This window comes from Anoxybacillus sp. J5B_2022 (genome assembly GCF_026847645.1).
Lineage (GTDB): Bacteria > Bacillota > Bacilli > Bacillales > Anoxybacillaceae > Anoxybacteroides.
In genome coordinates this window covers 1-15,286 of the sequence record NZ_JAPSMC010000066.1, presented here as the reverse complement: position 1 = coordinate 15,286, position 15,286 = coordinate 1, and the positions used below count along the sequence as shown (strand labels likewise).

The window sequence follows — 15,286 nt, the reverse complement described above, 5'->3', positions numbered from 1 at the left end:
ACGGAGAAATAATTTGCGTAATGCCGAGTGTTTCTTTCTCGTTTTCTAATTGTTGAATCGCTTTTTCAGCTTCTTTCCAATCGTTGTCGGTCAGTTTTCCGTTCCGATGAAAGACGAGGGCAACGCTCGTTTCGTTTCCTTTTTGTTCTTTTTGCTGCACTTCTTTTAAAATGTCGATGGCTAAAGAAGAAGAATAGCCTTTTGGAACGGTGATTTGCCCTTTTTCGCGCACAAGGTCGGCCATGTTTGGTGCCGTCATCGCTAGCACTACGACGGCTGCGATCCAAGCGAGCAAAACGAACCATTTTCCTTTCACGATCGCTCTCATTTCATTTCCTCCAGATTTTGCAAAATATTCGCTAACTTTTCGTACGTTTGAATAAATGATTCAATTTCTTCTTCGGAAAATTGCGTAATCAGCGATTCGACCAAGTGATGAATTTTTGTTTCTGTTTCCGCTAGCCACGCTTTTCCTTTTTCCGTTAGCGATAAATAAATGACACGCCGGTCGATGTCGTCGCGAAGACGCTGAATCATTTCTTTTTCGACTAGCCGATTCGTCATCGCCGTAATCGCACTTTTATTGACGGCAAACACTGCCGCCAATTCGCTCGATGTACAAACGTTTCATTTGCTCATATAGCGAAGCAAGTAATATTGGTCGTTCGTCATCTCATCCAGTTCACACTTTACAAGCGCTGCTGCTTTTTTATTGACAAGAAACGAAACAGACAAATACCGCTCAATTAACTCATGCACGTTGCTATGCAAACAACCACCTCTTTCGATATAGTTCAACTATTTAACTATTAAATAATATAACTATTATAGAGAAAATCGTCAACGATTAAATCACGTGGTAATAAGGAAAAACAAGGATATGCAATGAAGCTAGAGTATACGTATGCCAATTTTCAATGGAACGGGCATTGGGAGCTCACCCACGGAAAAGCTTCCCTTCACCAACATGGGTTGTCGGGATCATTCGACAGGTGACGCATCAACAACAAGAGCGGGCATCGACACCCGCTCTCGTTTACAACCATTGCTCTAGTTTTTTGCTTGTTCCGTCTTTTTTCGCCATTTGTTTCATATATATCAAATCCAGTCGCTCTTTATGAAGAAGAAACATTCTTTTTGCCCATTCACAATCAGAATTCGATTTCCAATGCACACATGCTCGCAAGCGATCTAATATAATGTCTTCAATTCCGATGACATATACATGCAACCCATCTTCTAACTTCAACTCAATTACTTTATCATCATCAGCGTCTTCTAACATATCATTTGGGATTTCCACACTAACAAACAATTCATCATGATACCAATGTCTTCCTGACGGAGTGAAACCAAGTTGACGAAGCAATTGTCCCGCTTTTTCACGATCACTAACAATTAAATCGATGTCTACGGTCGTGTAATCTCCACGCGTATATATTTCAACCGCAAGCCCGCCAACAATAATCGGACGTATGCGATGTGGCTCCAACAGCTTCGTTAAAATGGCTGTAACTTGAACCATTTTTTCAAACGATGTTTTCGTTCGAAGCGACTGAAGTTTTTCTTTCGCCTCTTTAATCGAATTCATAATACCACACTCGTTCGTTCAAATATTTAATTTTTCCTTCTTGCTCCGCTTTTTTCCATCGTTTTATGCATAATTCATCTAATATACGCATTTCCTCTTTGTCGCGTGGACGTAAACGTACATGTTGCTCTCTTCCATCTTTTAATATATCTCGTTCCACACTTCCTTTGCGTGAAAAAATCCAATCGTTTAGTTCAGACATATTCATTTTTCTCACTTCGTTTCACTCCAACAACTATTTTTCACATTATATCACAAAAGAGCGGGCATGATCCCGCTCTTATTTTATAAATGGCCACCAGTTGGCCCGCCCAAACGTTTTCGCCATTATTGGAATAAATAACGGCAAAACAACAAGGGCGTATAAAAATAACCCTGTTAAAATAATCGTTGCAATTTGTAATAGCGACAAAACCCCGGACGGATACATCGCCGCAAACGTTCCTCCTAAAATAACAGCAGCAGAAATAATGACCGTTCCCATATGGCGCATCGCTTCAAGCATCGCTTCTTGCACCGTTTTGTCACGGTATTCGTTAAAGCGGTCCATTAAGAAAATGCTGTAGTCAATACCGAGCGCCATTAAAATGACGAATGCGAAAAACGGAACAGCCCAGTTTATCCCTTCGTATCCGAGCACATCGACAAACACAAGTTCAGTAAACGCCATCGATGTATAATATGTTAAAATTAGGGATAACATTAAATACGCTGGCATAATAAACGAACGAAGAAGAACAATTAAAATGATGGAAATTCCTGCAAGCATAAATATAGATGTTCGGGCATAATCAGCGGCAGAAATGTCGCGCAAATCGGAATATATGCTTGTTACGCCACCAACGCCTACTTTCGCATGCTCAAGTTTTGTGCCATTCACCGCCCGAGCGATCGCTTCTTTCACTTCTGCGATTTTTTTCATCGTCGTCGTTTCATACGGATTGGATGAAAAGACAACATCAAACGTTATAACTTTTCCATCTTTCGACATATATTCTTCCTTCGCTTGGGCAAATTCCTTGCTCGTCAACAATTGTGGCGGCATATACCATCCCGCCATTTCTTCATCTGGCGCATTCGCTAAGTCAGAAACGTACTGTTTTGCGGACTGTAATCCATTTTCTACTTGTCGCAATCCATTGACACTTTGATTTAGTCCTGAAATGAGTTGATCCATTTGGTTGTTCAGTTGCGAAAAGCCAGCTAATAGCTGCTGTTGACCTTCGTTCACCTTCGCTAATCCATTTGTCACTTCTGGCAATCGTTGCACGATTTGCCCTTGACCATCCGCTGCTTGCTCTAATCCAGAACGAAGCTTTCCAAGTCCAGAGATCACTTCATCCATTCCAGTAATAAGCGCTTGCTGTCCGTTTGTTATTGTCGCAAATGATTCATTTGCTTGTTGTAAACCACGTTGAACATTTTGTAACGCGTCGTTCACTTGAACAAGTGCATCAGATAACGTATTCATTTGTGCGCTCATCTGTTGAACAGCTTGCTTTACATGTGCATACTCCGCATCTTCACGCAAGCCCGTATGACGGTCTTCAATACGATTCAACGACTGAGAAAGAAGCGGCAACTGTTGGGAAATAGTGCGCAATCCCCCTTCGATTTGTTCGTATTGTTCGCTCAACTGACGTAGTCCACCAGTTGCTTGTTCATATCCTTTTCGCAACTCGTTTGCCCCATCATGCAGCTTTTTCATATTCGCTTGTATCGTTTGCAATCCTTTTTCAAGATCAGCCGCACCAACCGCTCCGCTTCGCACCCCATCTTCGAGCTGCTTCAATGCTTGTTGTAAATCAGTCATTCCCGTTTTCAATTTTGACGTTCCGTTGACGAGCTCGCGAATACCTCCGGTCGCTTGCTCTAGCTTCGGAGCTGACTTTGCCATTTCGCTGCTCGCTTCACTTAAACCGGAACGAATTTGCCCGATGCCGTCCGCCCCTTTTCCAAGTCCATCTTTTAACTGTTCCGCTTGCTTTGTCACAAACAATTGATCGATCGGCTCTCCAAGCGGGCGAGTTACTGAACGAACAGCTTCCACGCCATCAATATTTGCCACTTCGCGACTAATTTTTTCAATCAAGTAGTAATATTGTTCATCATCCATCGCTTCATCATTTTTCATGACGATTTTCGTCGGCATCGCTTCCCCTTCACTAAAGTGGGCTGAAATGATGTTAAATGCTTTAACAGACGCGTAACGATCTCCGATTTCCGCCATCGAATTAAAAGAAAGTTTGCCATCGTACGTCAATAAAATCGGCAATGTCATAACTGCCACGATCGCAAGCGCCCATAACGGACGAGCGAAAGAAAAACGACCTGCCACATCCCATAATTTGCTCGGTTTATGTTCAAGAGCTCCTTTCATCGGCCAAAAGAGCTTTTCACCAAGTGTAGCCATAAAAAACGGCACAAGCGTAACAAGGGCAACAAGCAACACAACGACACCGACCGCTACGGCTGATGCAGACTGATACAGTTTAAACGTCGATAAGCCGATGGACGCAAATCCGATCATGACCGCTAATCCGCTGAAAATAACCGTTTTTCCTGCTGTTTTATACGTGGCGATAATCGCTTCAGTTCGATCTTCCCGCTTCGCTAACTCTTCTTTAAAGCGACTAAGCAATAAAATGCAATAGTCTGTGCCAATTCCGAATAAAACGGCAACTAAAAACGTTTGTGTAAACGTAGAAAGTGGAAAGTCCACTCGATCGACAAGAAAAGCAACAACAGATTGCGATACGATATACGTCAATCCAACCGTCAGCAACGGGACAAACGGAGCAACGAGCGAACGGAACACAAGAAATAAAACAATTAAAATAAAAACGACGGTAATGCCTTCCGTTTTTTTCAATCCTTCTTGTGAACTTTGCACGACATCTTCATCAATCATCCAACTACCTGTGTAATAGTGCGGCACATCAATATGCTCGATCGCCTCATAAAGGGCTGTGCTTATTTCTTTTGCGGTGCGTTTGTTTCGTTCTAATTGAAGCGAAATGAGTACCGTTGTTTCATCTTTTGAAACGAGCTTTTCTTTGAGCGAGCTGTCATCAAGTGGCGAAACAATTTGTATTAAACCGAGCGATTCTTTTTTCGCTTGTAGTTGTTCAATAGCCTTCTCAATTTCATTCCAATCCTTTTCTTGCAATCTTTCTTTGCGATGAAAGACGAGGACGGCGCTCATTTCCCCTTCCTTATTTTCTTGCTTTTGTACTTCTTTTAATAACTCGCTAGCAAGCGAAGACGAATAGCCGTCTGGGACGGTAATTTGCCCTTTTTCACGCACAAGTTGTGCCATATTCGGAGCAGTCATAACGAGCACGACAGTGGCGACAACCCACGCGAGTAAAACGACCCATTTTCCGCGAATAATCGTTTTCATTTTTTCTCCTCCATTTCTTGTAAAATCTTCGCTAGTTTCTCATACGTTTGAATAAACAGTTCAATTTCCTCGTACGAAAGCTTCGTCATCATCGTCTGAACAAGTTCGTACACTTTTTGTTCTGTTTCAATAAGCCACATCTTTCCTTTTTCTGTAAGTGTAAGAGAAATGACGCGACGATCGTCTCCATCTTTTCCTCGTTCAATCATTCCTTTTTCAACGAGGCGATTCGTCATCGCAGTAATCGCGCTTTTATTCACCGCAAACACGTCCGCTAATTCCGTCGATGTACACATCCCACGCTTATGTATGTAGCGCAATACATAATATTGATCGTGCGTCACATCGTCTAATTCACATTTCATTAGTGCAGCCCCTCGCTTATTTACGAGAAACGAAACGGATAAATAACGCTCAATAAATTGTTGTATGCTTCCCTCCATCTGTCAATGCCTCCTATCGAAATAGTTCAATTGTTTAACTATTTAATAATATAACGATAAAACACGGAATGGTCAATGATAAAGTGATGTGTGATATAATGATGAAAAAAGCGAGGGATACGCGATGAATCCACAATCATCCAAACTGTATACGTATGCCGATTATGTTCAATGGGACGGGCGTTGGGAGCTCATTGACGGGAAAGCTTACAACACGAGCCCTTCACCAACATGGGAGCATCAATTTACTGTCATGGAACTATCGTTTGCGTTTCGTTCGCATTTTCAAAATAAAAATTGCTACGTTGCCATTGCTCCGTTTGATGTTCGTCTCTCTGACAGCGATGACTACATGCATGCAAAACATGTCGTACAACCAGATATTTCTGTTATTTGCAATCGAAACAATTTAACACCAAACGGCTGTTTAGGCGCACCAACACTTATCGTCGAGGTTCTTTCTCCATCTACAGCGTTAAAAGATCGAAACGAAAAATTTAAGCTATACGAACAGTTTCATGTGCAAGAATATTGGATTGTTGATCCCGTATATAAAACGGTTGAAGTATTTGGATTAGAGGATGGTTTTTTTAAAAAAAGAGAGGCGTTTGGAGAAAACGACACAATTACGTCCTTTATATTTACAAACTTTTCTCTCGAAGCGAAGCGATTATTTTTTCAATAAAAAAGGCTGCCAATAACCGCATAGCAAGCGGATTGGGCAGCCTTTTTCTTTTTATCATTTAAGCCGCGATAGCGCGTGGAACATCCACCATGTCACCGCATTAAAAACAGAATGAGCTTTAAAAATTTGATAACCAATATTTTCAGTTCGTGTCTTTCGTTTTGTTTTGTTTTCTTTTCATGAATAAAAGAATTATGAGGAAGCCAAGCAAAATAAGTGTAATCCATAAGGAAATTATCGGGGCGTGACAGGCACGCTGCACAAATAATGCAACAGCCAGTTATCCATCGCTTACGCTATTCCGATCTTTCTTCGCCACCGCGGGGACGATCCGGATTCGACAGGGGTAGGTCGAGCTTAAGCGGCGAGCCGAGGGGGACGTCCTCGTAAAAACGTCACCTAAAGATAACTGGCAAACAAAACTACGCTTTAGCTGCCTAATTGCTGCAGCTAGCTCCTCCCGCCATCGCCCGCGTGGCGTTCGAGGAGCTCATATGAAGCGGGCTACGCCCAAATCCGCCGCCTGAGGATGAGGGAAGAGACGAACCAGGCTAGCCGCCGGGAGGCCTGTCGGTAGGCGGAACGGACGGCGAAGTGAAATATACCGACTACGCTCGTAGATGCTTAAGTGGCGATGCCTCTGGACGTGGGTTCCACCGTCTCCATTTCCAACATCCGAACGGTTCGGATGCGAAATCGTGAAACCCTTGATGCGACCGTGTTTGCGGTCGTTTTTGCTTTTTCAAGAATCCGAAAGAAGCCAGCGAATGGGCGAAAATTTTGTGCGGATTTTGCACCGCTTTTTTACCTTGCATTGTATACCGAGTTCGACAGTGACTAAGTAAACAAAATGCCTCTCATCCCTTGAGGCCAAAGGGACGAGAGGCATTTGGGCATCCTTCCAGCGTGTATCTAGGCGCGAGGATGGATGCCTACAATCTTCGGAGGCGGCCTCAACTCTAGCGCCGCCAAGAGCTGCACTTGTCTATTCTAACCAAGGAATCGAGTCCATGTCGCCTTTTTGGTTTGGCTGTAAATTTATGTTAGCTAATTTGCTCACCTACAGTAGAGAAAAAAAGAATGCTGACAAAAATATTAAACCGATCGAAAATATGACTAATATTCCTTTTATAATGTTTACTGGCAACATTCTTAGGATTATATTTAAAAAATACATTATAACAACTTTATTAAAAGATTCTGGAGTGGGATCATTTATATATTCGTTCTGTTTATGAATCTCGTTATTTAAGTGCTTTATTGTCCAATAAAGAAGAGCTATCCCCGATAACAGCACCATACTTGCCGCAAATAAGATAAACATAACAACTCCTTTATATAATTAAAGTATTTTACTTTAATTTCTTTAAAAAACCTAGATATCCTTTAGCCTTATTCCAAATAGCGTTAACTAGTCCAGACCATGTGATAGGGTCTCCCCCTGCTGCTTGCAATAATATATATTCTTTTGCCGCATATGTGACATCCCAGGCAAACTGACCTGCTTTAGCTATTTGAGACTTGGTCATATAACTAGTTATTCCTCTACCATATATACCTATTAATCCCCCCGTAACAAATTAAATTACTGAATTTTTTCCAATTAAATTTATTTATCCACGCACTCCGATTAAATTTATATTTTTTATAAAAGTCCCAAACCATTTGCCAAGTTGCATTTGCGCCCCCGCTTAGAAATGACAATACGATCCATGCATAGTTTCCATTTGGATCCACATACATTACCGGGTTATTTTTCGTATACGCATACTGATTCAAACTTTGCGGCTCATTTTCAAACCCATGGAACGTATCTCTTGTAATAAACCGTCCCATATTCGCATCATAATACCGCGCCATTAGGTAGTATAGCCCGGTTTCCCCATCGTAATAATACCCGGCATAACGGTATGGGTTCGCTGTTGCCATCGCACCGGTTTTAGACACAATGTTACCCCATGCGTCATACTCGTATTGGGCGACGACATTTCCGCTTGCGTCCGTCAATGCGACGACATCTCCATGACCGTTCACATGATAGTAGTAAGTGGCTCCGGCTTTCGTCATCGTGACCGGGCGGCCCAATGCGTCCCACGTATATTCCGCTGTGATGTTGTTGTTGGCGTCTGTTTCATCCGATAAACTAAGTAATACGTATCATTCCCTAAAAACAGATCCATGATGCCAACACTAGCATCATGGATACTCATTACTTAGAGAAATGGACGAGCCATTCCATATATTCCAACTACAACACATAATAATCCGCCAACAAAATACAAAATTTTAATAAGCCAAAAATTAAAAGATATAGGCAATGGGGTTATATATTTAAGACGACTAAAAGTTTTGCTATGAAAAAATCTTTGTCGTGTTGTGTAAAAAAACATCCAAATCCCAAAAATTCCAACTGAAAAATTAAATATAGACCAGTAAAAATCCTCCTCCATTAAATTCTACTCCCTCTATAAATGTTGATATATCAACGGTTGTAGCCGTTTCAGGGGTGTCAAAAAAATATTTTTCGACAAAGTTTCTAATATTATTTCTTAAATATGTGTATATCTTACATTGACTGGGTACGCTTCGCGGTCACTACTGGTTAAATTTGGTTGTAGTGGGGGAAGTGTATGTGATGCACCTTGGATCTCTGCATCGCTGATGATGACGAACCCTCCCATGTCTCTTGGCATCCTTGTGCCTACATTCCTTCGTTCGGTCTAGTCATCAGGCAGAGGCCGGCTAAGCTCCTTTAGGGACTCAAGGTCGAACGGATGATATCGCGCCAGCTTCTCCGTGTCATCCTTGTTGTCTAGAGAATCGAGACTGTAGGCATCAAGCAGCCGTTTCGAGGCCAAAGATGTCCTACATCATTCACTTCACGTCAAACGCCTGTCGTTTCGTACACACCGCATGCAGTACCTTCAGTAATTTTCCGCATAACACTACAATGGATTGCTTCTTCCGCAACGGATTATCGGGCCGTGTCGTGTAATATTCATGTAACTGTCGAAACGCTTCGTTGTGGCGGATCATCGGCATCATCACGCGGAAGAGGAGGGCGCGCAACCGCCTTCTTCCACGCTTCGAGATCCGTTTTTTCCCTTTGTGTTGGCCGGAGGAATGCTCCCGCAGTGTCAGGCCCGCAAGTTTCAATAATTAGCGCGGATCCTGATAGTGGGAAAAACTCCCGATTTCCGATAACAGTTCCACGATAGTCGCATCCCCTAGGCCCGGAACCGTTTTGAGTCATTCGTATTCCACGGATGTTTGCACAAGTTCCGTTAGTTGCTGGGTCAGTGCCTCGATTTCTTCCTCCAATTGGCGGTACCGGCGGACAAGTGTGGCAATTTCGATACGGGCCATCTGTTGTCCTTCCGTTACGCCAATGGAGTGTTGGGCCAATTCCATCAACTTCTTCGCTTTCGGTTTTTGTGGCGATTGTAATCCCTCACTTTGCCGGTAAAGGGCCAGCACCTCTTCTAGTTCTTTTCCTGCCAGATCACTCGGAAATGGCGTATATTCCAGCACCGCGAGCGCCATTTTCCCAAACGACGGAAAGACTTGCGTAAATTCCGGAAAATACCGATCGAGCCAGTGAATCATCTGATTTCGAACCGCTCCCTGCTCTTCCACGAGTTTGGATCGAAACGTCGCCCCTGCGCGCAGTTCGGCCTCCATCCCTTTCAGAATACGAGGATAGCTGAATCGGCCGTCTTTCACTAACCGGGCAATGACGAGCGCGTCTTTCGCATCATGCTTGGTTGGAAGATTGTCGTCTAGCTCTTTGGAGCGCTTCACGTGCATCGGGTTTGTCATCACGAGAGAGATGCCCTTCTCGTCAAGAAAGTAAGCGAGATTGAGCCAATAATGTCCCGTTGGCTCGATGCCAACGATCACTTCCGTTTTTTCAAATTCCTCCATCGCTTTCACGATGCACTGGTACAACCATTCCAACCCTTCTCTGGATTGCGGAACGGGAAACGATTTTTTTAGCACCCTCCCTCGCTCACCCACAAAGCAGGCATAATGCTTCTTTTTCGCGATATCCATGCCAACGACGAGCGTTTGATCGGTGACTTGATTAATCTTCTTGTTTGAGATAGAATTCATGTATAGTCCTCCTTGGTATCCAAATTAGGGGTCAATTCATCCGATTGACACCCCCGAATCATACCAAGAGGGCTTTTTTTATTCAAGTCCCCGAAAAAACTTCTAACAGGAATGCTCCTTAATGTTTATTTCACCGCTAACATTATTGCCAGGATCTCGTCAGTGCTTTCTCTTTTTTGTCACTAAATCACAAAATTTGGTGATGAACCTTTTTGTTTAAGAATACGTAAATGAAACAACCTTTCCTGCAACTGAGTGTTAGGAGATAGTTAGATATTAGTTATTGTAAAAGTAGTTTTGTTTACTATAGTGAATTATTATTTAGAAACCGCTTACAAATATACATTGTTCGAATCAATCACTAGATAATAGTGGCAGTCTTCATCACCTATATTGGTAAAACTATGTTCAATATCTGCTTCATAATACATGGAATCGCCTTCTTCTAGGTCATACGTTTCATTTCCTAATTTTACTCTTAATTTACCCTTAGCTACCGAGATATACTCCTTAACTCCTTTTTTGTGCTTTTGGAAAATTCCTGAAGCTTTTTTATAAGGAATAATATTTAAAATAAATTCGATCCCCCTTGATGGGAAAGAAGGGGATAAAAGATGTCTTTCAAAACCACTATGTTCATCCTTATAAATATATCTTTCCTCCTTTTTTATAACAATCACCTCTTTTCTAGCATCTTCTCCTAATAATTGTGAAAGGGTCATATCTAAACCTTCTGCAATTTGACAAGCCACTTGGATAGTAGGGTTTTTTTCCCCTCTTTCGATTTGCGAAAGCATAGAGCGACTTACTCCACAACGATCAGATAATTCCTGTAAAGAAAGTGACTTAGATTTTCTAGCTTTTTTAACGTTTTCCCCGAAACTCATGATGAATCCCTCCTGCTATAAGTTCAGATTGAAAAAAAGATATAATATAAATGTTTAAGTTAAGCAAAAGATCGAATGGAAAGTTTCATTATATGGCGGAAAATCAATTTGATACATAACTATATTACACTATAGTGGAATTTTTGTCTTGACTTTCATGATAATTAGTAATAATATGGAAACATATCCGCTATAGTGGAATTTAAACTATGGAAAAAGTGATATTTATTAATTCTCCAATGTTAACACAACAAAACTTTAAAGACTATTGTTATCAATAACAATACATAGGGGTGATAAGATACAATGCAACTTTTTTTTAACTTTATACTGTCTGTATCACCAATTTTATTAGCTCTAGTTTGTTTGATTTGGTTAAAAATTTCAGGAATGTACACAGCAATATATTCATATTTGTTGTCGGTTATCGTATCACTGTTGCCTTTCCATTTTGAAACATCATTAAAAGATTTATTACATTCCTCTATCCAAGGTTTATTGATATCAATTACTGTTATTTATGTTTTGATATTTGGGTTACTTTTATATAACGTATTAAGTGAAAGCCAGGCTATTAACATTATTTCTAACAGATTATCTTTTTTTTGTAGCTCACCGGTAGAACAAGGGTTACTAATTTCCTCAGCATTAGGTCCTTTTCTTGAAGCAACTAGTGGTTTTGGTATCGGAATTGTTATAGCCGCCCCCCTATATCTTTCGTTAGGCTTTCAACCAAGAAAGGCGGCTCTCTTGTCTTTATTGACGCAGTCTGCTGTTCCATGGGGGGCGCTTGCTATTGGAACAGTAATCAACGCTGAATTATCGAGTGTCCCCCTCAATGAACTGGGAAAGTATAGCGCCTTAGTAAGTATTCCTCTTTATTTTTTTTATACAGTAATGGTAGTTATCATTAGTGGAGGGAAGAGAGCTATAAAAAATTACTTTTTAGAGATATTAATTGTTTCAACAACGTTATCATTAACTACATGGTTGATAAGCGCTTATGTTTCAACGGAATTAGCTGGTGTATTAGCAGGACTTACATCCTCTTTATGTTTGATAACTTATTGGAAATTAAAAGAGTTAATTTACAAAAAATTTGCTAAAGAAGTTGCGGTATCAAAATCAACTCTTCTAACAAATAAAAGGGATTTTCTAAAAGCTATTATACCTTACCTTATTTTAACGACTTATATCTTTATATCACATTTTTATTCGTCTTTGAAATTAATCCTTACTAATGTAATGGTGGTTAGATTACCAAAATATAATTTTCATTTAGAACTCTTGTATAGCCCGGGATTTGCATTGTTTTTAGCTTCTATTGTGACCATTGGGATATACCGCTTAAAAATGTTTCAGATCAAATCCTGCATTATTAGAACGATACAACAAGTATATCCAGCAAGTATGGCAACAATCGGATTTGTTGCTATGTCCAGTGTAATGCAACAATCTGGAATGACAGATTTTATCGCGACAAATGTGGCCGCTTTATTGGGTTCTTGGTTTATTATTGCATCTCCTATAATCGGTGCAATCGGTGGATTTATGAGTGGTAGCAACAGTGCTTCTAATGCAATGTTCTCACATTTTCAAAGCACAATGGCAAATAAATTACATAGTTCAGAACTGTTGTATGCTACATCCCAAAATGTTTCAGCATCTAATATGACTATGGCTTCACCATCTAGGGTTGCATTAGTTGCTTCCATTACAAAAAATTCAGGAAATGAGGGACAATTGGTACGAGGTATTCTTCCAATATCTCTAACGGCTATGTTGATTATTATTATTTTTATATTATGTTTGAATTTTTTTACATGATTGTTTAGATATCCTACTCTTTACAAGCCAATTTGTTAACATAGTTAATGAGGAGTCAATTGAAACAATTCGCGAAACTGTTACTTCTTTTACTGTAGATGAGTATTTTTCATTACAGTAATTTCCATTCCCTAAGAGACAAACAGGGGACCCCTTAGGCGACATGGAGCTGTTTTTTGATCACATCAATGGGAATATCTTGCTTTGCGGCGTCATAGATGAACTCGACGACGCTGTGCCCTTTCCGAGACCGAAGAAGCTCCAAGCCGGAAGAGATGTCTTGTTGAGATTCCGCGATGCTGTATACGCAGGCTAACAGCACCACGACCCAATACCGTTTCACCGCCCGAACGTGGCGAACACGGTACCCATCGAGCTTCAGCTGGTCTTTTGCCTGCCGGAAAAAGCATTCGATCGTCCGCGCTGGGCATAGTAACGCAAGATGTCTTCGTCACTCAGCTCCCGGTCGGTGCTCAATATGACATGGAGATGATCCGGCGTCATCGGTTGATCCGCCTTCCAAGCCAGCAGCACCACCGCGTCATCAAGACCGTTGAGCGCGCCTTCGTAGCGGTAGACACGATAGCGCTCGTTCCCCACCGTGACGAGGCGGGTGTCGTTTGGCTCGATATAGCGGGCAAACTCCTTCGCTTGGATGGCGATACCTTTCGGGTAGAGAATCCGGTTCGTCTTGAGCATGGCGATGACATGGAATCCTTGTTTCAGACAGGCTTCGATGAGCGCTTGGGACGGATACCATGAATCCACGAGCACATACACCGGCTGAGCCCGCTTCCCCTTGAGCGAGGAAAGCATCTCGATCGCCAGGTCGATTTTGCTTCTTCCCGATGTCTTGTCATACAGACGAAAGGCGAACGGAAACGCTTGCGTGAAGGTGTGCACCATCAGCCAAACAAGCGAATGCCCCCAGACCAATTGATGATCGCTGTGAGAGAAATGCCAGTCACACCCTTGAATGGCGTGCGTTGCCCGTGACGAAGGCTTCGTTTTTTGGCAAATGGTATCATCAATCGAAAGGAACAGGGGTTGATTCGTCCGTTTGGCCAGGCGTTCGATCTGGCGAAGAACCCACTCCTGAAGCTTCTCAAGCAGTTTTTCCTCGTTCCAAGGGCTTTTCGTGAAAAAGTGGCTGAGCGTGGTTCGATGATTCGGATGAAAACTCCAGTACCGGACATCCGTCAATGTCCCCGAAAATCCCTTGGTCGTCAAGGCGTCGACAAGATGAACGAGATGCTTGATGACCGGCTTCGAGAAATAAAGCGCCAATCCCAGCGTCATGAAAAACTTGTGGATTCCTTGATGATGTGCTAATCTATTCATGAGACATGAACCTCCTTGTGGGTAGTTGGTAGCACATCTATTCTAACCAAGGAATCGGGTTCATGTCTCCTTTTTTGTTTAGTTTGTAAATTTATGTTAGCAAATTTGCTCATCTACAGTTATTAAGCCATTTTCTTTTTAAAACGTAATAATAAATATCCAGCACGAACAAACAAATCAATTAATATGGATAACCACACCCCTGCTATACCCATTCCCATTTGTATTCCCAAAATATATACTCCAATTACACGAATAACCCACATACCTACAGCAGTTGAATACATTGGGCTTTTCGTATCGCCAGCTCCTTGTAAGGCTCCTGCTAATACAAGACCGATTGCTAATGCTGGTTGGGCAAAGGCATCGATTCGTAAAGCAGTTGTAACCATATCAATTACATTTTTATCTGTTGTAAACCAAATTACAAACCAAGGGGAAAAGAAATATAAAATAACCCCAATGAAAGACATAAATAAAACGGCTATTCCAGTTGTAAGCATTCCATAAGAATAAGCTTCTTTCTTTTGATTTGCTCCTAAGTTCTGACCAACCAATGTAGTAGCTGCTACTGCCAACCCGTAACCTGGCATATAAGAAAAGATTTCAATGTTTCCAGCAATCGTATGAGCTGCATAAGTGGCGGTTCCAATATGAACAATAAGTCCAAAATAAAGAACTTGACCCAAACGCATTATTAAACGCTCAGCGGCGGCAGGAGTTGATAATTTTATCAATGAACGGGGGCTATCGTTAAAAGAAAAACCATCAAATAATGAAAAATGAAGTTTGGATTTCACAATGTATCTATAAAGAGCAATAGTTCCAAGAATTCTTGCAATCACTGTTGCCCAAGCTGCTCCTGTAATACCTAACCCTCCAAATTTCCAAAACCCAAAAATAAGCAAATAATCAAACACAATATGTACAATATTTATCCAAACACTTACTTTCATTGGAGTTTTGGTATCTCCCGCCGCTCGTAGAATGCTTCCA

Annotated in this window: 10 protein-coding genes, 1 other RNA gene and 4 pseudogenes; 3 read left to right on the top strand and 12 right to left on the bottom strand. The window is 41.5% G+C overall.

Going from position 1 to position 15,286, the window contains the following annotated elements:
* The 6 genes and pseudogenes from M4I42_RS14370 to M4I42_RS14345 form a co-directional block, all read right to left on the bottom strand.
* A pseudogene (locus M4I42_RS14370) lies at nucleotides 1-328 on the bottom strand (MMPL family transporter); the annotation flags it as partial.
* Nucleotides 325-771: pseudogene (locus M4I42_RS14365) on the bottom strand (MarR family winged helix-turn-helix transcriptional regulator). The pseudogenes M4I42_RS14370 and M4I42_RS14365, both read right to left, overlap by 4 nt.
* Before the next feature lie 265 nt (nucleotides 772-1,036).
* Nucleotides 1,037-1,591, bottom strand: coding sequence for a DUF6036 family nucleotidyltransferase (locus tag M4I42_RS14360; RefSeq protein ID WP_268852792.1), 555 nt, complete (start codon nucleotides 1,589-1,591; stop codon nucleotides 1,037-1,039).
* A complete protein-coding gene (locus M4I42_RS14355) occupies nucleotides 1,578-1,799 on the bottom strand; it encodes a hypothetical protein (protein ID WP_194947686.1) in 222 nt (73 codons plus the stop codon). Before M4I42_RS14355 ends, M4I42_RS14360 begins: the two co-directional genes overlap by 14 nt.
* Before the next feature lie 72 nt (nucleotides 1,800-1,871).
* Entirely contained in the window at nucleotides 1,872-4,994 is a 3,123-nt protein-coding gene (locus tag M4I42_RS14350) for an efflux RND transporter permease subunit (protein WP_268852791.1), read from the bottom strand.
* Nucleotides 4,991-5,437, bottom strand: a complete 447-nt coding sequence (locus M4I42_RS14345; protein ID WP_268852790.1) for a MarR family winged helix-turn-helix transcriptional regulator — start codon at nucleotides 5,435-5,437, stop codon at nucleotides 4,991-4,993. Before M4I42_RS14345 ends, M4I42_RS14350 begins: the two co-directional genes overlap by 4 nt.
* 124 nt (nucleotides 5,438-5,561) lie before the next feature.
* On the opposite strand from M4I42_RS14345, the gene M4I42_RS14340 reads away from it, so the two are divergent.
* Nucleotides 5,562-6,122: a Uma2 family endonuclease gene (locus M4I42_RS14340; RefSeq protein ID WP_268852789.1), complete on the top strand. Its 561-nt coding sequence runs from the start codon at nucleotides 5,562-5,564 to the stop codon at nucleotides 6,120-6,122.
* A 322-nt stretch (nucleotides 6,123-6,444) separates the two neighbouring features.
* Nucleotides 6,445-6,790, top strand: a transfer-messenger RNA (tmRNA) gene (ssrA, locus tag M4I42_RS14335).
* Nucleotides 6,791-7,474: 684 nt separating this feature from the next.
* Here the strand turns inward: ssrA and M4I42_RS14330 are convergent.
* From M4I42_RS14330 to M4I42_RS14315, 4 genes and pseudogenes are all read right to left on the bottom strand, one after another.
* On the bottom strand, nucleotides 7,475-7,651 hold the full coding sequence (locus M4I42_RS14330) for a hypothetical protein (protein ID WP_158225559.1): 177 nt from the start codon (nucleotides 7,649-7,651) through the stop codon (nucleotides 7,475-7,477).
* 16 nt (nucleotides 7,652-7,667) lie between these two features.
* A complete protein-coding gene (locus tag M4I42_RS14325) occupies nucleotides 7,668-8,207 on the bottom strand; it encodes an RHS repeat-associated core domain-containing protein (protein ID WP_268852788.1) in 540 nt (179 codons plus the stop codon).
* 789 nt (nucleotides 8,208-8,996) lie between these two features.
* A pseudogene (locus M4I42_RS14320) lies at nucleotides 8,997-10,235 on the bottom strand (IS110 family transposase).
* Between the two features lie 332 nt (nucleotides 10,236-10,567).
* Nucleotides 10,568-11,122 carry a helix-turn-helix domain-containing protein gene (locus tag M4I42_RS14315; protein ID WP_268852787.1) on the bottom strand — a complete coding sequence of 185 codons (555 nt, stop codon included), beginning with the start codon at nucleotides 11,120-11,122 and terminating at the stop codon, nucleotides 10,568-10,570.
* 306 nt (nucleotides 11,123-11,428) lie between these two features.
* On the opposite strand from M4I42_RS14315, the gene M4I42_RS14310 reads away from it, so the two are divergent.
* Nucleotides 11,429-12,949, top strand: a complete 1,521-nt coding sequence (locus M4I42_RS14310) for an L-lactate permease (RefSeq protein ID WP_268852786.1) — start codon at nucleotides 11,429-11,431, stop codon at nucleotides 12,947-12,949.
* Nucleotides 12,950-13,103: 154 nt separating this feature from the next.
* Here the strand turns inward: M4I42_RS14310 and M4I42_RS14305 are convergent.
* Both M4I42_RS14305 and M4I42_RS14300 read right to left on the bottom strand, forming a co-directional pair.
* A pseudogene (locus tag M4I42_RS14305) lies at nucleotides 13,104-14,290 on the bottom strand (IS701 family transposase).
* A 122-nt stretch (nucleotides 14,291-14,412) separates the two neighbouring features.
* A partial coding sequence (locus M4I42_RS14300) for an MATE family efflux transporter (protein ID WP_268852785.1) occupies nucleotides 14,413-15,286 on the bottom strand: 874 nt, incomplete at its 5' end.